Origin of the sequence: Cognataquiflexum aquatile, assembly GCF_003316845.1 — a bacterium.
GTDB lineage: Bacteria > Bacteroidota > Bacteroidia > Cytophagales > Cyclobacteriaceae > Cognataquiflexum > Cognataquiflexum aquatile.
In genome coordinates this window covers 468,357-491,081 of record NZ_QMIK01000001.1, presented here as the reverse complement: position 1 = coordinate 491,081, position 22,725 = coordinate 468,357, and the positions used below count along the sequence as shown (strand labels likewise).

Annotated in this window: 19 protein-coding genes; 8 read left to right on the top strand and 11 right to left on the bottom strand. The window is 41.9% G+C overall.

What is annotated here, in order from left to right; genetic code table 11:
• Window positions 1–139: 139 nt before the first annotated feature.
• The 5 genes from DQW11_RS02105 (at window position 140) to DQW11_RS02085 (ending at window position 5,597) form a co-directional block, all read left to right on the top strand.
• Complete coding sequence (locus tag DQW11_RS02105; protein WP_113922332.1) at window positions 140–2,545, top strand: ABC transporter permease; 2,406 nt, start codon at window positions 140–142, stop codon at window positions 2,543–2,545.
• Between the two features lie 310 nt (window positions 2,546–2,855).
• Window positions 2,856–3,434, top strand: a complete 579-nt coding sequence (locus DQW11_RS02100) for a hypothetical protein (RefSeq protein WP_113922331.1) — start codon at window positions 2,856–2,858, stop codon at window positions 3,432–3,434.
• 223 nt (window positions 3,435–3,657) lie between these two features.
• Window positions 3,658–4,158, top strand: coding sequence for a QcrA and Rieske domain-containing protein (locus DQW11_RS02095; protein ID WP_113922329.1), 501 nt, complete (start codon window positions 3,658–3,660; stop codon window positions 4,156–4,158).
• Window positions 4,158–4,706, top strand: a complete 549-nt coding sequence (locus DQW11_RS02090) for a YceI family protein (protein WP_113922328.1) — start codon at window positions 4,158–4,160, stop codon at window positions 4,704–4,706. Before DQW11_RS02095 ends, DQW11_RS02090 begins: the two co-directional genes overlap by 1 nt.
• A gap of 24 nt (window positions 4,707–4,730) precedes the next feature.
• Entirely contained in the window at window positions 4,731–5,597 is an 867-nt protein-coding gene (locus DQW11_RS02085) for a DUF5777 family beta-barrel protein (RefSeq protein ID WP_113922326.1), read from the top strand.
• Here the strand turns inward: DQW11_RS02085 and DQW11_RS02080 are convergent.
• Window positions 5,508–6,281: a hypothetical protein gene (locus DQW11_RS02080; RefSeq protein WP_157965999.1), complete on the bottom strand. Its 774-nt coding sequence runs from the start codon at window positions 6,279–6,281 to the stop codon at window positions 5,508–5,510. The genes DQW11_RS02085 and DQW11_RS02080 overlap by 90 nt on opposite strands.
• A gap of 370 nt (window positions 6,282–6,651) precedes the next feature.
• Between DQW11_RS02080 and DQW11_RS02070 the strand changes: the two genes are divergently transcribed.
• Window positions 6,652–7,566, top strand: coding sequence for a helix-turn-helix transcriptional regulator (locus tag DQW11_RS02070; RefSeq protein WP_113922322.1), 915 nt, complete (start codon window positions 6,652–6,654; stop codon window positions 7,564–7,566).
• Between the two features lie 277 nt (window positions 7,567–7,843).
• Here the strand turns inward: DQW11_RS02070 and DQW11_RS02065 are convergent, their stop codons facing one another.
• The 5 genes from DQW11_RS02065 to DQW11_RS02045 form a co-directional block, all read right to left on the bottom strand.
• Entirely contained in the window at window positions 7,844–9,355 is a 1,512-nt protein-coding gene (locus DQW11_RS02065; RefSeq protein WP_113922321.1) for a DUF4301 family protein, read from the bottom strand.
• A 65-nt stretch (window positions 9,356–9,420) separates the two neighbouring features.
• The gene (locus DQW11_RS02060; RefSeq protein WP_113922319.1) at window positions 9,421–10,281 is read right to left on the bottom strand and encodes a 5-oxoprolinase subunit C family protein; all 861 of its coding nucleotides are present in this window, start codon (window positions 10,279–10,281) and stop codon (window positions 9,421–9,423) included.
• Window positions 10,274–10,984, bottom strand: a complete 711-nt coding sequence (gene pxpB, locus DQW11_RS02055; protein WP_113922318.1) for a 5-oxoprolinase subunit PxpB — start codon at window positions 10,982–10,984, stop codon at window positions 10,274–10,276. The genes DQW11_RS02060 and pxpB overlap by 8 nt, the downstream gene beginning before the upstream one ends.
• Window positions 10,985–10,987: 3 nt before the next feature.
• Window positions 10,988–11,716 carry a 5-oxoprolinase subunit PxpA gene (gene pxpA / locus DQW11_RS02050; protein ID WP_113922317.1) on the bottom strand — a complete coding sequence of 243 codons (729 nt, stop codon included), beginning with the start codon at window positions 11,714–11,716 and terminating at the stop codon, window positions 10,988–10,990.
• Between the two features lie 347 nt (window positions 11,717–12,063).
• Window positions 12,064–13,437: a serine hydrolase domain-containing protein gene (locus DQW11_RS02045; protein WP_113922316.1), complete on the bottom strand. Its 1,374-nt coding sequence runs from the start codon at window positions 13,435–13,437 to the stop codon at window positions 12,064–12,066.
• Between the two features lie 303 nt (window positions 13,438–13,740).
• Between DQW11_RS02045 and ffh the strand changes: the two genes are divergently transcribed.
• Window positions 13,741–15,078, top strand: a complete 1,338-nt coding sequence (gene ffh / locus DQW11_RS02040; RefSeq protein WP_113922315.1) for a signal recognition particle protein — start codon at window positions 13,741–13,743, stop codon at window positions 15,076–15,078.
• Between the two features lie 138 nt (window positions 15,079–15,216).
• Here the strand turns inward: ffh and dprA are convergent, their stop codons facing one another.
• The 5 genes from dprA to DQW11_RS02015 all read right to left on the bottom strand — a co-directional run bounded on the left by dprA (window position 15,217) and on the right by DQW11_RS02015 (window position 19,233).
• Window positions 15,217–16,344, bottom strand: coding sequence for a DNA-processing protein DprA (gene dprA / locus DQW11_RS02035; protein ID WP_113922314.1), 1,128 nt, complete (start codon window positions 16,342–16,344; stop codon window positions 15,217–15,219).
• Window positions 16,328–16,678, bottom strand: coding sequence for a MerR family transcriptional regulator (locus tag DQW11_RS02030; RefSeq protein ID WP_113922313.1), 351 nt, complete (start codon window positions 16,676–16,678; stop codon window positions 16,328–16,330). Before DQW11_RS02030 ends, dprA begins: the two co-directional genes overlap by 17 nt.
• Window positions 16,679–16,726: 48 nt before the next feature.
• The gene (locus DQW11_RS02025; RefSeq protein WP_113922312.1) at window positions 16,727–17,059 is read right to left on the bottom strand and encodes an L-rhamnose mutarotase; all 333 of its coding nucleotides are present in this window, start codon (window positions 17,057–17,059) and stop codon (window positions 16,727–16,729) included.
• Between the two features lie 63 nt (window positions 17,060–17,122).
• Complete coding sequence (locus tag DQW11_RS02020) at window positions 17,123–18,652, bottom strand: flotillin family protein (protein WP_113922310.1); 1,530 nt, start codon at window positions 18,650–18,652, stop codon at window positions 17,123–17,125.
• 14 nt (window positions 18,653–18,666) lie between these two features.
• Window positions 18,667–19,233, bottom strand: coding sequence for an NfeD family protein (locus tag DQW11_RS02015; protein ID WP_113922308.1), 567 nt, complete (start codon window positions 19,231–19,233; stop codon window positions 18,667–18,669).
• Window positions 19,234–19,625: 392 nt separating this feature from the next.
• On the opposite strand from DQW11_RS02015, the gene DQW11_RS02010 reads away from it, so the two are divergent.
• The gene (locus DQW11_RS02010) at window positions 19,626–22,703 is read left to right on the top strand and encodes a PKD domain-containing protein (protein ID WP_232826651.1); all 3,078 of its coding nucleotides are present in this window, start codon (window positions 19,626–19,628) and stop codon (window positions 22,701–22,703) included.
• The last annotated feature ends 22 nt before the right edge of the window (window positions 22,704–22,725 follow it).

Sequence of the window (22,725 nt, the reverse complement as noted above, 5' to 3'; positions counted from 1 at the left end):
GATTGTGCGTAGGCGGACAAATCGCTTAATTCTTTCAATTTAGGCCTCTTTCTGTGGCATAGAACTGGCAAAGCCAACAATATCAACTGATGCTTGTTTCTATTTTGTCCCTTTTCCCAAATCCTCATTTTATACTCCCATGATCCACAGTTACCTTCGCATTGCCTGGAGAAGTCTATCCAAAAGAAAACTTTTTACTTTTATCAACCTCACCGGTTTGGTCTTGGGCCTAAGTTCTTTCCTTTTGCTGTTTTCTTTTGTAGCATCTGAATGGACCTACAATGATTTCCATGCCAACAAGGATAATATTTACAGGCTTGTGGTGACGGATGGGGTCAATGAACCTGAAGTCTATCTTCCTCCGGGATATGCTGCGGTCTTGGAATCCCAATTTACCGACATCAAAGCCGCCAATATTCTTGCCAATCAGATTGCAGGTGGTTTGGTCATCATCCCCGAGACCAAGGAATCTTTCAAGGAAGATTGGGTGATGTATGCGGATGGGGATTTTTTCAGGTCCTTTTCCTTTCCGATCTCTAGCGGCAATGCTGACCTCACCCAGCCAAATACGGCGGTGATTTCATCCAAACTGGCTAAGAAGTTCTTTGGCAATGAAAACGGGATAGGCAAAACAGTTCAGGTCAGCAACCAATTTGGGAAATCAGACTATACCGTCACCGGAATTTTGGAGGACATTACCGTCCGATCGGATATCAAAGGGGAAATGTTCCTTTCCATCCATACTTTGGAGAATGCTGCCAACCGCAATGGAAACGATTGGGCGGATCCCAATGGAATGGAATCCGGTTTTGTCAACCTCTTCGTCACCCTCAAAGATGGTTCAGACAATAAAGGTGTTGCCGATCAGATTACCCAATTTATCAGACAAAACCCCGATGCAAAAGACGAGACTGTCATCTTGCAGCCGCTTTCTGAGATCCATTTGGGCAATTCCCTGTCGGACCCTTTGCCAACGCAAGGCAGTATGGGTACTGTGTTGGTTTTCGCAGCCATTGCTTTGATGATCGTAGGGATCGCTTATGTGAATTACCTAAACCTATCCGCGGCAAACATCCTGACCCGCATCAAGGAAATCCGGATGAGAAAAGTGTTAGGCGCCGACAGTTGGCAGCTTGCACAGCAATTTATGATGGAGACTTTGATGTTGATGCTAGTTGCTTTTGGTTTGTCCTTTTTGATCGTCAAGCTCGTCGAAGGACCCTATGAAAGTCTCTTCGGCCAACCGCTTTGGTTTGGTGCCTTTGCCCAACCTGCTTTTTGGTTGGTAATTACCACTATCTTATTGCTTTGCACACTCCTTTCAGGATTTTATGTGGTGGCTCTTTCCGGGAAGTTTGGACATCAGTTTCAGATCAACTTCCAACCCAAAAGCAGCCAAAACCTCAAGAAAACCTTGGTTATCCTACAATTTGCGATTTCGGTGACCATCATCATCGGGACCATCGCCATCCGTGACCAACTCAGCTTTATGCAAAACCAAAACCTGGGAATGGACCTCACGCAGAAGCTTGTGATAGATGGGCCAAGTGACTTGGGAGAAAACGGTGCTTCCAAAGTTTCCGCATTCAAGTCATCTCTCAAGTCTCAGGCTTTTGTGGAGAAATTGAGTACTTCCAATGCCTTGCCGGGAATCGGGTATAATTTCTTTGCAAGTGGAATAACTCCCATGGTACCGCGTCCGGAGGACAAAGACAAATCCTATGGCATGATGATCATGGATGATGAATTTATTGACACCTATGGCATGACCTTGGTGGCAGGAAGGAATTTTTCCCCGGAGGAAGCCAATCAGGGATGGGGACAATCCAAGAAACTCATGCTCAATGAAAATGCTGCTTTGGGATTTGGATTTGAATCCGCAGAGGCGGCAGTGGGACAAAGTATCATGTGGGGAGAGCCTTACGAAATTTTGGCTGTGGTCAAGGATTACCACCACATGTCGCTCAAAGAAGAGATCATGCCGATGATTTTTTTGCCTTCCCAAGCATCGGGATATTTCAGTATGGTGGTCAGCAGCGATCAGATGGAAGGAAATCTTGAATCGATCAAAGCGATCTATGAAGAGATTTTTCCCGGAAATCCCTTCGCCTATTTCTTCATAGATGAGCGGTATGCCACCCAATACCAACAGGAACAGCAGTTGGGGCAGGCGTTTTTGGTAGGAGGGATCATCGCGATCCTGATATCCTGCATGGGATTATTTGCCTTGGCAGCATACACCGTGCAACAAAAATCCAAGGAAATCGGGATTCGCAAAGTACTTGGCGCAAGCAGCCAAAGCCTTATCCAACTTGTCAGCAAGGATTTTGTAATCTTGGTAGGGATTGCTTTGGTTTTGGCCTTTCCGTTTTCCTGGTGGGCCCTTGATGCATGGCAATCAGGATTTCCATACAAGGCAGGAATTTCGGTCTGGACTTTTACTTTGGCCGGAGGTCTGACAATGCTCATCGCTTTGATTACAGTAGGTTCGCAGGCACTCAGGGCAGCTTGGGCCAATCCGGTGGATTCCATCAAGGACGAATAAGGAGATTTACCACAGGAAATCACTTCCTCCATTTAACATTTGATTTCTCTGCTGCTCGGCGTGAGGTATTTTTTCTTTAACCGCAAAGGACCCAAAGGTATCGCAATGGTTCGCAAAGGGCGGATCGATAGGAATAAACTACCACAGGACACCGAGGGCACAGTGCTTGGTAATTTTAAGTTTGATTAATAAAATCTATACCTGCTAAATTATAATGAGGAGAAATACATGAACATTAAGAACCTTTCCTCCTAATTTTCAACCCAAATGGTTAAAATACTTATATTAGTAAAATTAAATTAAGGTAGCTGTGGATTTAGGAAACATTGTTTATATCATCGCCATCATCGCATATTTCATTTATACTGCGACAAGAAAAAAAGGTAACCCGGAAGAAATGGATCAGCCAGGTGCACCCGATAATCCGCAGGAACAAAGAAAACCTGTTTCATTTGAGGACCTTTTGAAAGAAATCCGCCAAGGTCAGGGTCAAAGAGAAAAAGACCTACAGGGCAGCGGGCAGGGGAAATCTGCCGAGCAATTTCCCAAAAGAAGTGAAACACGGACATTTGAGCAGCAGAAACCAAGACCTGTTCAGGAAGGCAGGACTTTTGAACAACCCAAACAGAAACCTGTTCAGGAAGAAAGAAAAATCAGGAGATACGAAAGTTATGAAGGTGAAATTGCTGAGCGGGCGCTTCCGGAAAGGTTCAAATTGGCAGATCAGGAGAGAATCCACAGCCATGTAACTGGTATCAAATCTTCCATTGCTGTAGAGTCATTGAATTCTATTGAGGAAGAAAACAAATACAAAACCTTATTTAGAAACCCTGAAAATGTCAGAGAGGCTATCATCATGAGCGAAATTTTGAAAAGAAAGTATTTTTAATCCGGGACTTTTGAATTTGCAATTGGATATCGGTGGAAGAGTAATGGTCAGCGGCAGATTTTTAGGCAAATAAATTTCGATTAGGCCGCAATGAGTGATTTATCTATCTTCTTTATGTGTTTTTTCCAAATTTTCCGAATCTCTTTTTTTAAATAACAATTGTTTGTGTTTGTCGTTTACTAAATGATTTAATACTAAAATCCAGTCCCAATTCCACAATTTTATGAAAACACTCATTGAAGTCAAAACAGGTGAATTGTCCTCTGCAAGAAGGGATTTCATCAAAAAATCCGGTGCAGTAGCTGCCATGTCTTTATTTGGCGTAGCTTTTTTTACAGGTTGTTCGTCTGACGATCCCAATCCCGGAGGCGGAAACAACAATCCTCCCGCGTCAGGAAACGGAATAACAGTAACCAGCAGTACGGTGACAGTAAATTTGGACCTTGCCACCGCTTTGGCAACTACCGGAGGCTGGGCTTTGGTCATTGACGCCAAAGTATTGATTGTCAATTTGGGAAGTAACACTTTCAGTGCTTTGACTTCAGTATGTACCCACTCCCAATGTGACAGAAACTGGACTTTTGCAAGCAATGTATTTACCTGCACCTGTCATGGTTCGCGGTTCAATACCGAAGGGACTGTCCTCACGGGTCCTGCGATACAGCCTCTCAAAACTTACGCCACCAGCCTGAACAACAAAACACTCACAGTCAATCTCACTTGATGAAAGGGTTTTTGATTTTTCCTTTGGTCTTTTTTCTCCTGATAAAACCTGATGAAATCAAGGCCCAGGTTTTCAAGACAGAAACAGGAACAGTTGAATTTCTTTCCAAAGCCTCTTTGAATGAATTCACCGGAGAGTCTGCTTCATTGAACGGTTTGGTGGATCTGGAAAAAAACCTGCTCGATTTTTTTGTGGACCTCAATACTATCGACACAGGAATAGGGCTGAGAGACAGGCACATGAGGGAAAATTATTTGGAAACAAAAAAATACCCTTTTGCGGAATTTACCGGAAAAATAGAGTCTATCCCTGTTTTGACCAAAGGCCAAAGCCGTGATGTAACTGCCAAGGGAAAATTTAAAATCCACGGCGTGGAGCGAGAAATCAACGTTCCTGGCAAATTGACCATGGTCTCAGACAATGAGCTCAAGTTGGAAGCCCAGTTTAAGGTTTTGCTTTCGGATTATAAAATAGACATTCCTACAGTGGTGTTTTATGAGCTTTCGGAAGAACAGGTCGTAACCATCCAAGCCACTTTGAGAAAATAATTCCCCATCCCAACCCCACATCTTATGAAATTCAAAACATTGGCCCTTTTGATAGGGCTGTCATTCAGTTTGCCCGCATTTGCGCAGCTGGAGAGGAAATTGGCCACGGAAAACCAAGAAGTGGAATTGATTTTCCATGCACCTCGACACATCAATTTGCTGACCGTCGAACCCTTGGTCAAAAAAGACCTTCACTTTGCCATCATGCATACTTTTGGGACTTTGGATGGGGGGATTCAAGAATTATGGGGATTGGACAATGGTGCCAATATCCAATTCAGTTTTGAATATGCATTCAGCGATAAGTTTTCTCTTGGGGCGGCCCGTCAAAGCCTGGACAAGGTTTATAACGTGTATGGCAGGTATCATTTGCTGAAACAGACCCAAAACAACAGTATGCCGATTTCCCTTTCCCTGATGGGCGGTGCAGCCATCAATTCTTCCAATTATGATTTCCTGCTAAACGATGCGCCCACATTTGGAGAAAGAACTTCCTATGCATTTCAGGTGATGGGAGCAAGGAAATTTTCGGACAAATTGAGCGTGCAGGTGACGCCGATGATGGCGTATTTTGTAGATCCAAATCCCATCTTCTTTATTGAAGGTGACCAAAATCTGTATTTGGCTTTGGGATTCAGCGGCAAATACAAAGTAACGGGCAGGTCGTCTCTGACTTTACAGTGGATTCCAAACCTGAACAGCGACCTGAGAAATAACCTTGGTGTGGGAATTGATATAGAAGCAGGGGGACACGTGTTTCAGATGTACTTCGTCACTTCCCAATTCCTGAACGAGCAGTATTTATTGGCAGGCGGCAATGGAACCCCCGGAGATGAATTCAGGATAGGTTTCAATGTCAACAGGATCTTTGCCACAGGGAGAAAGAAGTGACTGAAATAATTCTTCTTTCGGGATTTTTCTGAATGTTTTGGTGTGGATCCAATCATCCTCAAACTCTTCCACGGTTTTATAGGGTGAGGTGCTAAGCCATAGATCAAAGGAAGAAATAAATTCCTGCTCATCGGGGTAGGCATGTCGGTAATATTTATAGATAAAAATCTTAAACATATCCGGGTTTTGATCCATTGTTTTATTCCAATCTTCAACCTGAAAGAGATTTTCGGGAGGTGAAGGTAATTCACTCAATAATACTTCCCTGCTTAAAAAGACAAAGTTGTTTGTCAATATAGGAACCTGACTTTCAGTGGATAGCACATACTCGTTAAAATGCTTTTTGAAATGGGGATAATTTTTTGTTTGAATCTGGAAATAGAAACTAGCAACAACCGGTAAAATCAGTAGTAAGACAAAAACAGGTTTGAAAAGTTTATAATCTGAAACAAAAACATATAACAGACCCATTCCCGTGAGGTAGGCACCCATTTTTGGATCTTCGAGTAAAAATGCCACAGATATACCTAGGGCAACAATTACCGCGGATATGGATTTCCAATTGGGTTTGTTTCTCCATTCTTTAGCCCCCATGGCTGCCAAAACAGAAAATGACCCGATGAGAGATATTAAATGTTCTTGGTTGAGAAAGATGGGATTGTATAATTCAAATGTTGAACTCATAAAACAATATCCAAGGATCAAACAAAGTGCAGTCATTTTGAATTCAAAACAATTTTTTCTTTCGTATTTATTCCAAAAACCATTCCAGAAATTTTGATGTGGGAGAAATTCAAAAATGGGAATCTAATTTACGGGCTATCAGCTTCTTTGCCGGTAACCAAATTTTTTTAACAATCTTGACGGAAGACCGGGGTACCGGACCATTCCAATCTCCAATCTAGAAATATTTTGAATTACCATTTTCAGGTACCATGCGTACATTTAAAATCATTTTATTCTCGAAAGCTTAATATTATTTTCTGACATTATGTGTCAATCAGAATTTGGTTAAATACTAAAAGTTGTATCTTTTGGCTATAAATTTAATCCCATGGCTCAAGCGAATACCATAGAACAACAAAAGATTCTTCGTGTCTTTAAACTCATCAACCTTCTGCGGGGAAATATCGGGAAAAATGTGCACCGGCTAGCGGAATCCCTCAATACCGACTCAAGGACGATTTACCGGTATTTCAAGTTATTGGAAGCATTGGGGTTTGAAATTGAGAAGAAGCATTCCAAATTCAGGATTGTGGACCGCGTGGAGATTCCGATAGAGCAGGTTTTCGGTACTTTCAATGAGGAAGAAATCGGGTTTATGAATGAACTGATCAACAAAAGCAGCCAGAAAAATCTACTTAAAGATTCTATCCTTCAAAAAATCAATATCCGATCAGATTTCAGGCAAAGCGTCAACCAGCTTTTCAATGCCAACTTGGGGATTTTTGTAGACCTGATTTCCCATGCGATCAAAGACCAAAACCAGGTAATCTTGAGGGATTATTATTCGATGAGTTCGGATTCCGTTACAGACAGGTTGGTCGAACCGGTGGCATTCAATAAAAATTTCGATTCCATCTATGCTTTGGAAGTGGAAACCAAAGAAATGAAAATGTTTAAAATCGAGCGGATAGGGGAGGTTTTATTGACTTCCAAAGTATTCAGATACCAATCCTTGCATCAGCCTTTGGAACAGGGATTGTTTGGTTTTTCAGGTAAAAGCCAGTTTACTGTCCACCTCAAACTCACCAAAAAAGCCTATCAGCTGATGATCGAAGAATTTCCCGATGCCAAACCATTTACCTACACCAAAAACCGGAATCAATATTTTTTTGAAGGAAAGGTGCCTCAGTTGCCGGGATTGGCTCGTTTTATCCTTGGCTTACCGGGAGAAATCAAGGTGGTAGAAGGAGAGGAGCTAAAAATGTATTTGGAGGAGCAGCTGGAGAAAGCTAAGTTTTTATAAGGAGATGTGAGATATGAGACTTGAGATATGAGACTTTAAAACCACGAAAATGGAATGGAGAAAGTTTCTCTTCCATCGGTGTGATTTCATTTCTGATTTTCTTTCAATGAGATTTCGATAAGTTCGTTACAGTATATTTTATGCATAATCAATTTAAACAAAAGAGCCACAATTTTCATCATGGCTCTTTCTTTCAATTCGCTTTAGGAATCTTTTTATTTTCTTAGAATCTATCTCAAATCTCCCATCTCAAATCTCCCATCTCCCATCTCAAGTCTTATTGATGCTCGTCTCTCAATAAATCATTGACAGTCTTCACTGGATTGAAGGTAATCAAGGGAACTTCCACGAATACGGTATTCCAACCTGCCATCGCACCGTTCCATAATCCCGGCAATTCCAAGGCCTTCAGGTCACGTCCGCTTTTTGATTTTTCGGTTATGAACCCTGTCCGCATATCCCTGAATTTCAACAAGTCAAATTTATTCCCCTTGTAATCCTTCGTGGCACATACCAAGTCCACAGGATTGAAGTGGGTAGAGGCAGAGAAAATCTCTTTGTGTTTTGGGTTGGAAAGGTCGATCTGCGCAGTCTCTGCGATCTGTAGGGAAAGCGAACCGTCATCCTCTTTCACCCAAAAAGGTCCACCTCCCGGTTCCCCAGTATTCTTGACCATCCCGCAGACGCGCAAAGGCCTGTTGAGTTTGTGGTGCAGGTATTTTCCTTTTTCAGCAATACTTTTTCCATGGTAGGAATCAGGTAAAATTCCTCCCAAAGACTCGGTAACCACCCTCTCGGCAAAAGACACTGCAGATTCATCTACCTTCTGATCCAACTTTTTCAAGGCTTCGAAGACCTTCTCCTGTATCTCAAGCAACAATCCCCCGATTGCAATCTTATATTCCTTGGTAGTCTGCTTCAACCTGTCGGGAACTTCATTGTCAATGTTTTTGATGAAAATCACATCTCCGTCGATGTCATTCAGGTTTTCGAGCAATGCACCGTGTCCTGCCGGTCTGAACAGTACGCTGCCATCTTCCTCTACAAAAGGCTCGTTGTCCATCGTTACCGCTATCGTATCGGTTGATTTCTTTTGTTGCGAATAGGTAATATCGAACTTGACCCCATATTCCTTTTCCAGATTTGGTTGAACTTCAGCAATCAAGGATTTAAACTTTGGCTCGTGGTCAGGAGAAACCGTAAAATGGAGCCTGATGGTATTGCCTTTTCCCAAACTGTACATCCACCCTTCGATCAGGTGTTCGTAAGCCGGAGTTCTGTTGTGGTCAGCATATTTATGGAATTTCAATAATCCTTTTGGGAGATTTCCGTAGCCTAATCCAGAATCATTGAGTAGGGCCGAAATGATTTTTTTGTATTCCTTATTTTCCAATGCCTCGCGGATGCTTGATCCTTCTTTTTTGAGGGTGTTGTCAAGGTCTTCATAGAATGCAAACTTTTCGATCTGACTGATAAATTTGTCTACAAACTTGTTTTTGGAAATATCTCCGTCACCTTCTACAAAGGAAAAAAGGTCTTTGAACATCCTCGTAGCGGCACCGCTGGCAGGTACAAATTTGACTACTTCTTTTTGCTTTGCTTTTTCTGGATAGGTTTTTTGGAAATGTGCCAATTCGGAATCGGTCAATAATTTGATCCCATCACCGATGGTAGCTGCCCTTTCGATTGGTAAAAATGGGAATCCTTCTTTGAAGTTTTTGAGCTGTTCTTTGGCATTTTCAAGGGACATACCCTGACTCAAAATCTGCTTTTCAAGCTGTACGTTCATGGTTGAATGGTTATTGGTTTAAAAACTTCAATATATGAATTGGAAATAAAGATTGGAAGTTTTTTCTATATGCTAAAGCTAATTTTATCACCCGGCCTTTTTTGTGAGAGGATGTTGAGGGAATTGTTTTCCACATGTAATATCCTAGGATATCCGCCTGTCACCTGCGCATCCCGCATGAGGATGATAATGTTACCGTTTGGCGTCATCTGAACTGTACCCGGATAGACCGGTGCAGTCAGAATGGGTTCCACCTCATTTTCTATGGTTTCTTCGAGTTGGTACGCCATCCTATTGACCAATGTGGAAATGGTAAAAGACTTTTTCATAATCCTGTTTTGCGTCAGCTTGGGCAATTGATCCCATTCAGGACCTTTGAATACTTTGATTTCTCCATGCTTGAACCAGTTGAGATTCATTTTGGCATGTGAACCCAAGGCAGGGTAGAAGCGCTCTTCAGAGAGGTAGCAGACAGAATCACTTTTTTCAATTCTCGATTGAGGCGTTATGCCGGGGTACCAACTTCTGCTTTCAGCCACGATTTCAGATTCAAAACCACCCTGTATTCCCATATATAGCCATTGGCCTTTTCGGAATTTGCGGACATGGATGGTATCATCTTCATTGATATCAAGGATTTTACCCGCTTTTACCTGTTTTTCATTGAGATAAATGTCCGCATCAGCCCCTGCGAAAACTACCCGGGTGGGCATCTCAAAAACCATCTTGGCACCCGGACCTCCCATTTCCAAAACCGAATCGTAAAATTGGTTTTGAAGTAAATAGTTGGCTTGGGTCATCGAGAACCTGTCCATCACTCCAGAATAAGGCACTCCATATACTGCCATACCAAATCTCCCAAGGTCCTGAATGGAGGACAATAACCCGGGTTGGACAAAATGGATGTATGCAGGCGTTTTAATCATGATGCCAGGTACAGAGACCTTGATTGGAGAGTTGTTTGATTTCTACGAAAACTTCTCTTGTGATGGGTTCAAATTTGATTTTGTCACCCACGGCCGGAATAACCGGAATTTCTTTGGAAATATCGAAAAGTCTGACCGGACATTGGCCTATGGCATGCCAACCTCCGGGACTTTCGGAAGGATAGATTCCGGTCTGTTTTCCCCCAATTGCTACGGTTCCTGAAGGCATTGACCTTTCAGGTGAACTTTTTCTAGGGGTAAATAATTTTTCATCCAATCCTCCGAGATACATGAAACCTGGCAAAAAGCCGTAAAAATGTAAGGTATAAATGGTTTCAGAATGAATTTTTATGATTTCATCAATACTGAGTTGGTGGATTTGTGCCAGTTTTTCTAAGTCTTTCCCAAATTCGGTGCAGTAGCAGACAGGGACTTTCCATATTTTGGAAGCAAAAGTCCCGTGGATTTTAGGCATTTGATTGATTTCCTCCAGGATATCTCTGCAATCTTCCTCGCTGATTTCGATCCTGAGTTTCAATGAAAGTGTGTTGAACCCCATCCTTATTTCACGGATGCCTTCAGCGTACTCCATCTCCAAAAACCGCCTTACCTGTTGCTGTTCATGAAGAATTTCATGGGAAATTTCTTTTGGCCAGACCAGTTCTATCAATTTGCTGTGAATCCTAAAAATCCTGATATCCATATCTTATTGGCCAAAATGTGCTCTGATACCTTTTAAAATTTCCAAGGCTGCAGGGTTATCTCCGTGGACACAGATGGTTTCTGCCTCGATGGGGATAAAATTTCCGGTAACGGTTTTGATTTTTTGTTCATGAACCATCCAGCCGACATGTTCTATCACTTCCTGAGGGTCAGTAAGCAATGCTTTTGGTTTACTTCTGTCTACCAAAGTCAGGTCGTCATTGTAGCTTCTGTCAGCGAAAACTTCTCTTTTGATCTTGATTCCGGATTCTATCGCCATAGCCGCCATCAGGGATTCTGCGGGACAATAGAGGATGGTATCGGGGAAATATTCTTCGACCAAATGGATCAGAATAAAAGCTGTAAGGTCATTTTTAGCTGCAAAATTATACAAAGCACCATGCGCCTTGATGTGATTCATGGACATCTCCTGGTGCTGACATATCTTTTCAAAAAATTGGATTTGCTTTAAAATAATCGTGCGGAGCAGCTTATGTTCTATTTCCATGAACTTTCTCCCAAAATTTTCCCTGTCTGGAAAGGAGGGATGGGCACCTACTTTTACCCCAAATTTTTTGGCAAGCTGTAAAGACCCTACAATGCTTTTTTCATCCCCGGTATGTCCGCCACAGGCGATATTGGCACTGTCAAGTAAAGGCATCAACTCCCCATCATTGTCCATTCCTTCCCCAAGGTCACAATTGATATCAAAAGGAAAAATGTTTTTTTTCATCAGGTTAAAAGTAACAAAATCCTTGTTGAATTGGGCCCTGAACTTGAATGGTTTTTATCTGATTCAATTTTTTTACCAATTCCATAAAACACAAACCTGCCAACAAATTTGATTTGATATCACCGTGAACGATAACCAAATGAATCTTTGGGTAAAAAAATGAAATTTTGAAAATCACATGTAATTTAACAAAGGAAATAACTTTAAAATAATAACAATGAATGGTTTAATGTTAGGTTGATTTAAAATTGCTAAGTTACAAAAGAGCATGAGGTTTTGGAAAGGAATCAGAAAAAACTAACCATAAATTCATCACTTTTCATTCTTAATTCTAATTTCTCCTCTGATTAAGGAAGTAAATCAATCACATCCGAAGCGAATTTATCCATGCTGAATTCTCCTTTGGGAGTGAATCCAAGCCGGACGATTACCAAATCTTTTGATGGAATGACCAAAATCCATTGTCCTTCAAATCCTCCTGCATAAAAAGCATCATTGGGTAGACTTGGAAATTTCTTTTCATCTGGACGGCTTGGATTGCCGGCATTGAGCCACCACTGTGCGCCATATTCTCCCATAGGTGCGGCAGTAGCAGGTGTAGTCGCAAATTTCACCCAATCTTCCGTAAGGACCTGTTCGCCAAGCCAATTACCTTTTTCCAACATCAGCAAACCCAATCTCGCAAAATCCCTCGCCGGAGCAAAGACAAAGGAAGAACCCACGAAGGTGCCGGAAGCATCTTTTTCCATGACAGTATTGTGCATGCCTATTTTGTAAAACAATCCTTCATAAGGCAAACGCTGGTAACTTTCTTCGCCAAGTTGGTTGCGGAGGATCTTAGAAACAATATTGGTAGTTCCACTGGAATAGTAAAAGTGGGTTCCGGGTTCATATTTAAGAGGTTTTGAGGCAGCGATGGCTGCGGCATCGGGATTGAGAAAGAGCATTTTGGTCGCATCTGACACTCCTCCATAATCTTCCACCCAATCCAATCCGTTGGTTGCCTGAAGCATGTTTGTCAAGTTTATCGTCTTGCGCTCATCTGTCCAATCGGGCAACAAATTGTTTTGATCCAAACTCAATACTCCTCGGTCAACCTGCAGTCCCACCAAGTTGCTGATGATACTCTTTCCCATGGACCAACTCGTATGTTTGGTATTGATATCATGGTCATTGCCATAGCCTTCGGCTACCAGTTGTCCTTTGTGCAAAACGACAATCATGTGGGTCAAATGGGTCTTCTTAACAGAATCTTCAAATTCAATATTGATCAAATCCTGGATCTTCCGGTAATGGGGCAAGTTCAAGATGGAATCGTTGAGCCTGTTGCCGTTTGGCCAACTCACGGTATCCTGACTCCAATTGGGTTTGGGCACTTCATAATAAACCTGATTTCTCACTTCTTCTTCCTCCATCCCGGACAACAAAGTACAGCCTTGTCCTTCGCGGTAGATGGCTACCCTTTGGGCCAGTCCAAATACACTTCCAGTAACTTTTTTCCCTTCCCTGTCCACTTCAAAATCACCCAAGCTGATCGGGAATGCCCTCAATTCCTGGCTCATCACCGAATTTTCGTCCCGTTCGGCAAGGAAAATACAGCTGCACATGATCTTTGACCCGTAGGAACTGACAAGTGGAAAGGATTTCCAGGCATAATTGATTCCGTATCCTAATCCTGCAAGGAGGATCAAAAGGAAGGCATAAAGGATTTTCTTTTTCATGGAGAGGGTGGTTAGGCTATGATGGGATTGAGATGGGAATTTAACTTTTTGGAATTCCTTAAATGTAATTTTTATTCAAATTGGCTGTTCATAATTAATAAAAAATGTTTAAAAATTTTAAGAGGGATTTTTCAAAGCCTAAAATCAGGTGAAATTGATGATTAAGTTTATTTCCTATCAATCCAGAATTCGACAAGGAAGAGTTTTCTTAAAGCTTTTTTTTGCTTCCTTTTCCCTAAACATAGATTCCTTTCTCCCTTTCACAAATAAATTCCTATTTTTGCCTCAAATAGAAAAGTAAGCATGTTTGATAATCTCAGTTCCAAGTTAGATAGAGCTTTTAAGACCCTCAAGGGTACCGGCAAAATTACCGAAATCAACGTTGCTACCACGGTAAAGGAAATCCGTAGGGCATTGATTGATGCTGATGTCAATTATAAGGTAGCAAAAGAAGTAACCGATACCATCAAGGAACAGGCGCTTGGCCGTGATGTATTGATAGCGGTTTCACCGGGCCAGCTTTTGGTAAAAATCACCCAGGAAGAACTTACCAAACTGATGGGTGGGTCCAAAGTGGATATCAATATCAAAGGAGACCCGGCAGTCATTTTGATTTCAGGTCTTCAGGGTTCGGGTAAGACAACCTTTTCAGGCAAATTTGCCAGTATGCTCAAAAGGCAAGGGAGACAGGTTTTGTTGGTGGCGTGCGATATCTATAGACCTGCGGCGATAGACCAGTTGAAGGTATTGGGAGAGCAGATTGGAGTTGAGGTCTTTGCTGAACCTGAGAATAAAAATGCCCTTGAGATTGCCAATCATGCCATTGAATACGCAAAAAAGCATGGTAAAAAAATAGTAATCGTCGATACAGCAGGTCGATTGGCTGTGGACGAAGTGATGATGAAAGAAATAGAGGCTTTGAAAAAGGCCCTCAATCCTTCAGAAACTTTGTTTGTCGTGGATTCCATGACAGGTCAGGATGCGGTGAATACTGCCAAGACTTTTGATGAAAGGTTGAATTTTGACGGAGTCGTACTGACCAAGTTGGACGGTGATACCCGAGGCGGTGCTGCCATTTCGATCAGACATGTAGTCAACAAACCGATTAAATTCATCTCCACAGGGGAGAAAATGGAGAACATTGATGTTTTCCACCCCGACCGTATGGCCCAAAGGATTTTGGGAATGGGGGATGTGATTTCCTTGGTGGAGCGTGCCCAGCAATCTTTTGACGAAGACGAAGCCAAGCGGATCAATGCCAAGATCAGGAAAAATCAATTTAACTTTGATGACTTCCTTTCCCAATTGGAGCAGATCAAAAAGATGGGAAACATCAAAGATTTAATGGGAATGATTCCCGGAATGGGCAAAGCCATGAAAGGAATGGATATTGATGATGATTCTTTCAAACCCATTGAAGCCATAATCCGGAGCATGACACCTAAAGAAAGGGAGGATCCGGATATCATTGATGGGAATAGAAGAAAAAGAATAGCGAATGGCAGTGGAAGAACCATCACGGAAGTCAATAACCTGATGAAGCAATTTGCTGATATGAGGAAAATGATGAAGCAGATGAATAAAATGGGTGGTGCCCAAAAAGCTCTCGGAGGATTGATGCCAAAGATGGGTAGGAGGTAAACCTATTTAAAACCTTGCAAGCAAAAATCCCCTTCTAAAATTTTTTAGAAGGGGATTTTTTAGGGCTTATTCTTATTCCAAAAAATTGGAAAGGTTAGAATTCTCCTTATCGCTTGGATGGTTTTAATTTCAAATGGACTATTGCGTCAGCTTGTATTTTTTACCCGGAAGGGACTTAATAAGCCCTTCAAATTCAAGGTTTAAAAGATTGGATGCTAAACTGGAAATGGAGACATTGAGTAGGATGGCAATTTGATCGATTTCCAATTCCTTCCTCTCCAACAAAATTTTTAAAATTTCCCTTTCCTCCTCATTGTATTTGGAAAGGTCAAGCATTTTCGTCTTCGTATTGGTGGCTGATGGGTTTTCTTTGGACCATGACAAGGCTTCCTCGAGGTCTTTCGGACCTGTATAAATTGTGGCTTTCATGGACTTGATCAGGTTATTGCATCCTTCGCTGTAAGTGGAAAGGAGGTTTCCCGGAACCGCAAAAACTTCTTTGTTGTAGCTGAAGGCAATTTCTGCGGTGATCAAGGCTCCGCCTTTTTGGGCAGCTTCCACGACAATGACAGCATCCGATATTCCTGAGATGATCCTGTTCCTTCTGGGGAAATTGCTTGGATGCATGACCGTTCCGGGAGGATATTCGCTGATCAGTCCGCCTCCGTTTTCCATCATCTGATCGGCGGTGCTTTTATGGAAAGCAGGATAAATCTGATCTACGGAAGAACCCAAAACCCCGATAGTAGGAAGGTTGGTAGCTAGAGCGGTTTTGTGGGCCTCGATATCCACTCCATATGCAAGGCCGCTGATGATTGTTGTTTGATAAGGGCTAAGATCCTCAATTATTTTTTTTGTGATGTTTTTACCGTATTCAGTGGCATTTCTTGTTCCAACGATCGCTACCGACCTGCTTGGATTGAGGTCTACAGGTCCTTTGGTGTATAATACCATCGGACAATCATCCATCACTTTCAATCTCGCTGGGAATTCTGGGGATGAAAAAGTAAGAATTTTGATTCCCTTTTTTTGGCAAGTGTTAATTATGTCCGAGGCTTCTTTAAAGTATTGGTCTTTATCTTTTCGGATTTCGGCAAACTTTTTATTGACCCTTGGGATTTTTGATATTTTCCCTACCGGAAGGTCAAAGAAATCTCTTGCCGAGCCGGTATAGGCCAGGATATTTCTATATAATGATGGACCGATTTTAGGGATAAGATTTAGCGCCAGCTCAAAAATCAAATCTTCACTATTTGGATTCGGCATGCATGGTGTCCCGGATTTCTATTAAAAAACGCTTGATCTGATGGAGTCTGTCCACCATGGCTGCTTTGTCAAAAACAGTTTGATGATCGCCTTTAATGACTTCCTGTGCACCTTGAAGGGTATATCCTTTGATCTTCACCAATTGATAGATATATCTGATTTTCTCAATATCGTCCTTGGTAAATCTACGGTTTCCCTTTTTGTCTTTTTTGGGTTTGATGATGTCAAACTCCCCCTCCCAATACCGAATAAGGGATGGGGCAACCTTGAACATACTAGCTACTTCTCCTATAGAGTAGTATTTTTTTTCGATTTCTTTTTCTTTGTACGGCACGGGCTTTAAAGCATTACTTTAACCAAAAATATGAAAAATAATTAATTTTCAAGTCTCAAATATTTTTTTCATCAATTGCCACTTTCCATTTCCAGTCGAACCGGGCAGCTGTTGTTGATATGTTGACATGAGGTTTTCCCACTCTTGTACAGTGGGGTTATTTGCATCCATTTTAGCTTTTCTTTCAAATGAAAAACTCTGATCCACTTCAATTATCATGCATAACCTACTTTCCCAACGGTATAATTCCATAGAAAGTATGCCGGCATCAGTGAAACTTTGAAGGATTTCAGGCTTTACTGATTTGTGATAACCTTCGTATTCCTCAATGAGTTGAGGGTCATTTTTTAAATCTAAGGTTAAGCAGTAGCGGCGGTTCATCTTAAAGATTTATTAATGGCTTCCGAAAACTATTTGAGGTAGTTTCCGGAAGAGTTGGTGAAATTATTTTTCAGAATCTGTTCCTTTTTTCTTTGGATCCTTTTCCTCTACCACCTCTTTGGCATCCTCGGCACCTTTGAGATAGCTTGGAAGATTCAAGCCTGCCATGTTGAATAAATCATTCAACGGTGGAACACTTTTCATCAGGCCGGAGACAAAATTTGCTGTCGAGCCGTTTCCTCCATCACCGTTTGCCCCGGAATCCCAAACTGTGACTTTGTCGATTTTAATATTCTTAACTGCATCTACCTGTGTTTTGACAAGTTCAGGGAGTTTTTCGATCAAAAGCAATTGGAATGCCTTGTTGGGATCTCCGCCGGCTGCTGCGACTACCTGTCTATATCCTTCCGCCTGTTTGGTCAATATTTCATAAAGACCTCTTGCTTCTGCATCCATCTTGGCAAAAATCGCATCGGCTTCACCCTTTGCCTGTTCCCTGATTCTCTCGGCTTCAGCTTGGGCTTCAATAATGGCTTTTTGTTTGGCTATTTCTGAAGGAATTACCACGTTGGCAATCTGTGTTGATCTCTCTCTTTCAGATCTGGCTGTCTCGGCTTTTTGCTCGGCTAGGTAGGATTCTTCCAAGGCGCGTGCTTGCTGTACTTTTTCGGCAGCAAGGGCTGTTCTTGATGCTTCGGCTTCTCTTTCTCTCCTGATAGCGTCGGATTGGGCAATGGAGATTTTCGCCTCGTTTTCCCCTTTCACTGCCAAAGCATTGGCTTCGGAAGTTTTCACCCTTGTATCTCTTTCGGCTTCTGCCTTACCGATGGATTCGTCTTTGAAAGCTTCAGCGATACTTACTTCTCGGGATTTGTGGGTGATCGCTATCTTGACATCGCGGTCTCTGTGGGTTTCGGCGATCTGCACATCCCGCTCTCTGTCTGCCATTGCTTTACCTGTTTCACCTATTTTTTCCTGTTCGGCGACAGAGATTTTGGCTTCATTTATCGCTTTTGCGGCAGCTTCCTTACCCAATGCTTCGATATATCCAGATTCATCCTTGATGTCAGTCACGTTGACGTTGATCAGTTTAAGTCCGATTTTCTTTAATTCCGTATCTACATTCTTTGAAATATTATCTAAAAACTTGTCTCGGTCTGAATTGATTTCTTCAATGGTCATCGTCGCAATTACCAATCTAAGCTGACCAAACAGGATATCCTTTGACAATTCCTGTATCTGTTCGGGGCTAAGGCCCAACAACCTTTCGGCCGCATTTCCCATACTGTCTGTTTCTGTGGATATGGCAATAGTAAACCGGCAGGGAACATCTACACGGATATTTTGGCGGCTAAGGGCATTGGTAAGGTTGGCTTCTATAGAAATCGGTTTGAGGTCAAGGTAGGCGAAATCCTGGATCACAGGCCAAATAAAGGCTCCACCTCCATGGATACACTTCGCTGATGTTCCTCCTGTGCGCCCATAGACCACCAGGATCTTGTCGGAGGGACACCTTTTGTACCTTGAAACCAAAGCGGTGATTGAGACAAAAAATACTGCGACTGCTGCAATGAGGATATAAATTGTTTCCATATGTGAATTGGGTGTTAAAGTTTTTCTACTACCAAAATATTATCCGAATCGATGGATTTGACTCTTACCAAGGTACCGGATTTGATTGTTTCAGATTCTGTGATGGCACGAAGTTCTTTGAATGAACCTTTGATGCTTATCTGAACTTTTCCTATTCCTGATTTTTTGGACGGTATAGTCAAATAAACTTCACCTGTTTTCCCCAAGGCATCTTTTATCTGAAAGGTGTTGTCCTCGGCAAGCTTTTTTATCTGCGAAATGATCAGGAAAAACACTCCCACAAATCCTAAACCTACCAAAAGGGAAATGCCAATCAACAAGGTTTTATTCTCAATGATGGAATAAAATGAAATTCCCGTCCAAGCGAAACCCAACAAAAAATGGATCAGGTTACGGAAGGAAAAGAATTGAAAAGGTCCTTGAGCTCCTTCGAGATTGCTGTCAAAATCAGCTTCAAGCCCATCCGTAGCATCCGCTCCTATAAATGTCATGATGGTCTGTACCAAAAAGACCAAGGTAGATGGAATGGCCAAATACCAGAAGACCTTGAGCAAAAACTCCATTTCGCTAAAATTTTCCATAGTGGTTTGTAGGTTTATTTTACCAAACTAATTAATTTATTAATTGGCACAAACAATCAAGGCGAAACTTGTTGGATTTTTTTTCTTCTATGGATTTGAACCACCTATAACAGGTTTTTTCAGGATCAAGTCAATATTTCAAACTCCTCAAGTCTTTTTAGAATTGAACGGGATTTTTTATTTAATCCTTACCTTATCAATTCATGGTTGACTCCTAAAATAAAAAAAATTGAGTTTTATTAAAGAATTTTGACATGTTATAAAAAGAAAATTGCATTTCATTCAAAATTTGTTTTAATCCCCGAAAGATTATTTTATATTTTGATCTGAATTTTCGAGTCATGCGAGTAAAAAAGTATTCAGTCTTTTTTTTGATGCTAGCAGTGATGCTGATGACTGGAATTTTTGATGCTCATTCTCAAGTCACTACCCTAGGCAAGGAATTTTGGTTTGGGTTTATGGAGAACAACGGAATTCCACCCGAAGCCCCGGATCAGGGTATTGTTGTGATTACCGCCAGTGAGCCTGCAGAGGGTGTTTTGGAATACGCAGGAAGATCATACCCATTTTCATTAACCACAGGTCAGCAGTTTTTTCATCGAATTAATGATTTTGATATCCTTCACAGGACTTCGGGAATGATTGAGTCAAAGGGTGTTTATATCCTTTCCACAGGAAATGTTTCTGTATATGCTTTTAATGAGAGATTTAGATCCGCAGATGGGACCGTGATTTTACCCATTACCACTTTGGGCAAAGATTACTATATCACTTCCCACTATGAAGTAATGACCACAATAGTCAATTACAACGCAAACATCAACAATGAAAGCACCCTTTTGGTGGTCGGTGTAGAAGAAAATACCAAAATCGAAATTACCCCCTCGGTGTTCACGCTTTCAGGAAATGCACCTTCGGTCCCATTTACCATTACACTTAACAGAGGTCAAAGCTATCAAATCAAAGCAAGAGGAGATCTCACTGGCACCCGGGTAAGGGTAATTGGGGAAAATGTAGAAGAATGTAAAAACTTGGCCGTCTTTGGAGGGAACAAATGGACAAGTGTGGGAGACTGTGGCCAAGCCAATGATCATTTGTTTCAGATGGCTTACCCTGTGAACACATGGGGAACGGAATTTTTTCACATTCCATTGGCAGGCAGGACTTCAGGGGAATTGGTTAAAGTTTTGGCCTCAGAAGACAATACTTCTGTCTTCATTGATGGGGTACTCAGAGGAAATATCAATGCAGGGAAGTTTATTACCCTTGATTTCAAAGCCAACCAATCGGCCAGCATCCGCACAGATAAACCTTCCTCAGTGACTGTATTTGCTAAAAGTCAGGGTTGTAATGATTCCACCTTGCCACTTTTCAATGACGGAGATCCATTTATGATCACCTACAGTCCCAATCAGCAATTGTTGAAAACCATTACTTTCAACGCCATTCAACTCCCATCTATCACCAGCCATTATGTCAATGTTATCGTAAAAACAGCCTCAAAAGACCTGACAAGATTAGATGGAAGCAATGTCGGAAATCAGTTTGCGCCGATTCCGGGAAGCAGCGAATATTCTTATGCCAGGATTTCAATTTTTCAAGGTGCACATTCTTTGAGTAATCCACAGGGACTTATCGGTTATGTTTATGGATTTGGATATATAGAATCCTATGGATTTGCAGTGGGGGCTAGTCTGGACAACCTTAATTTTGAAACAAAAAACAAATATGAATTTGAGGTATTGGGAGAAAAAGTAGCGTGCTACGACCATGAAAGTTTGTGGGAAATCAACCCTGAGAATGAACTTTTCACTTATTTCATCTGGGATTTTGGGGATGGTTCGGAGCCGGTAGTGGGTAAGGAGGTTCCACATACCTATACTGAGACCGGTGATTATGAGATTAAAATCATAGCCGCCATCAGTGAAAACTCCTGTGATGAGCAACAAGAGGTCAAATTCAATGTCTCGGTCATCAAAACTGAAGCTGAAATAAAAGGAATTACCAAAGCATGTCCATTGGTAGAGGAGATTACCTATGGTATCAAATCCGAAATGGATTTTTCCAAAGTAGATTGGAAGGTAGAAGGTGGGGAAATCATAAATATAGATGAAGAAAACCTCCAAGTCACAGTCCGTTGGGGTGTTGCAAATCCAAATGCCAAAATCATTGCCTTACCCTTTACCACAGAGGGTTGTCCGGGGGAAGAAATCGTTTTGGGTGTTGTTATCAATCCTTTGATAGATGCAGGCGCTCCGGAAGGCCCAATTGAAATCTGTTTTGGCCCCGATCGGGTGGATGAATATGAAGTGGAATCGCAGTTTTCGAATAGAGGGTATGAATGGTTTATTGAAGGAGGCGAATTTGTAAATGGAAATGAAGGGGGAAGGGTTCAGGTAAAGTGGGTGAATCCTGGAATAACCGGAAAAATCTGGTATAGAGAATATAGCCTCTTGGATGATTTTTGTGAGGGTACATCACCGAAGCTAGAGGTAGCGGTCAATCCTTTATTGGAGGCTGCAGCTCTTCAAAAAACCGATGTACTTTGTTTTGGAGAATCCAATGGTCAAATCCCTCTTGCGGTCAAGGGAGGAAAACCACCTTATACTTACCAATGGAGTCACTCCGCATCTTTAAATTCCCCAACGGCTATCAATCTACCTGCCGGAATCTATTCCGTGAAGGTCACAGACTCTTTTGGCTGTTCCATATTGATCGAAAATCTGGAAATCAGGCAACCTGAAATCCTTGAAATCCTAGAAATAACCACTGAAGGAACCTCATGTTATGGAAGGCCTGACGGAAAAGCCAACTTTCAAGTCCGTGGAGGTGTGGGTCCATATTCCATTGATTATCAGGCATCAATGATCAATGGAGGTGTAATTAGCCTTGATGGACTCGAAGGCCGGTCACATTCTTACTTAATCAAAGATGCCAATGGATGCACCATCCCTTTAACTTTTTCAATTGAATCTCCTATAGCTGCCGTAGCCGATGTAAGGATCCAAAAAGCAAGCTGCCCGGGGCAATCAAATGGGGAGCTATATGTCAGTGAGACCAAAGGCATCGGTCCATTTACATACACATGGGATTATGATAATTCCAGAGGATCAAGTTTGGAAGGAATTCCTAGAGGTATTTACGAGGTAAGCATTCGTGACAGCAATGGCTGCGTTAGCGAAGGAAAAGGCGAGGTGGTCGAGGAAATGCCTGTTTTCAGAATGCCAACCGGATTTATTCCAAGTGATGGACTCTATGGTCCGGTTTCAAATTGTGAGCTGCCGTTTCTATTAAAGGTATTCAACAGATGGGGCAGTTTGGTGTATACCGGCGACTCTGGATGGGACGGAAAAGTAAATGGAGAAGATGCCCCGATAGGGTCCTATTCTTACCAGGTGATCTTTGAAGTAAGTGTAAATGGCAAAATAACCATAGAGGAAAGTAAAGGGGTTTTTGCTTTATTGAGGTAATTCATTATCGATTTGGGACTGT

Excerpts from the sequence above, each read along its gene's own strand:
- DQW11_RS02105 (WP_113922332.1), top strand. The coding sequence starts at position 140 with ATGATCCACAGTTACCTTCGCATTGCCTGGAGAAGTCTATCCAAAAGA.
- DQW11_RS02095 (WP_113922329.1), top strand. The coding sequence starts at position 3,658 with ATGAAAACACTCATTGAAGTCAAAACAGGTGAATTGTCCTCTGCAAGA.
- DQW11_RS02090 (WP_113922328.1), top strand. The coding sequence starts at position 4,158 with ATGAAAGGGTTTTTGATTTTTCCTTTGGTCTTTTTTCTCCTGATAAAA.
- DQW11_RS02085 (WP_113922326.1), top strand. The coding sequence starts at position 4,731 with ATGAAATTCAAAACATTGGCCCTTTTGATAGGGCTGTCATTCAGTTTG.
- DQW11_RS02080 (WP_157965999.1), bottom strand. The coding sequence starts at position 6,281 with ATGAGTTCAACATTTGAATTATACAATCCCATCTTTCTCAACCAAGAA.
- DQW11_RS02070 (WP_113922322.1), top strand. The coding sequence starts at position 6,652 with ATGGCTCAAGCGAATACCATAGAACAACAAAAGATTCTTCGTGTCTTT.
- DQW11_RS02065 (WP_113922321.1), bottom strand. The coding sequence starts at position 9,355 with ATGAACGTACAGCTTGAAAAGCAGATTTTGAGTCAGGGTATGTCCCTT.
- DQW11_RS02060 (WP_113922319.1), bottom strand. The coding sequence starts at position 10,281 with ATGATTAAAACGCCTGCATACATCCATTTTGTCCAACCCGGGTTATTG.
- pxpB (WP_113922318.1), bottom strand. The coding sequence starts at position 10,984 with ATGGATATCAGGATTTTTAGGATTCACAGCAAATTGATAGAACTGGTC.
- pxpA (WP_113922317.1), bottom strand. The coding sequence starts at position 11,716 with ATGAAAAAAAACATTTTTCCTTTTGATATCAATTGTGACCTTGGGGAA.
- DQW11_RS02045 (WP_113922316.1), bottom strand. The coding sequence starts at position 13,437 with ATGAAAAAGAAAATCCTTTATGCCTTCCTTTTGATCCTCCTTGCAGGA.
- ffh (WP_113922315.1), top strand. The coding sequence starts at position 13,741 with ATGTTTGATAATCTCAGTTCCAAGTTAGATAGAGCTTTTAAGACCCTC.
- dprA (WP_113922314.1), bottom strand. The coding sequence starts at position 16,344 with ATGCCGAATCCAAATAGTGAAGATTTGATTTTTGAGCTGGCGCTAAAT.
- DQW11_RS02025 (WP_113922312.1), bottom strand. The coding sequence starts at position 17,059 with ATGAACCGCCGCTACTGCTTAACCTTAGATTTAAAAAATGACCCTCAA.
- DQW11_RS02020 (WP_113922310.1), bottom strand. The coding sequence starts at position 18,652 with ATGGAAACAATTTATATCCTCATTGCAGCAGTCGCAGTATTTTTTGTC.
- DQW11_RS02015 (WP_113922308.1), bottom strand. The coding sequence starts at position 19,233 with ATGGAAAATTTTAGCGAAATGGAGTTTTTGCTCAAGGTCTTCTGGTAT.
- DQW11_RS02010 (WP_232826651.1), top strand. The coding sequence starts at position 19,626 with ATGACTGGAATTTTTGATGCTCATTCTCAAGTCACTACCCTAGGCAAG.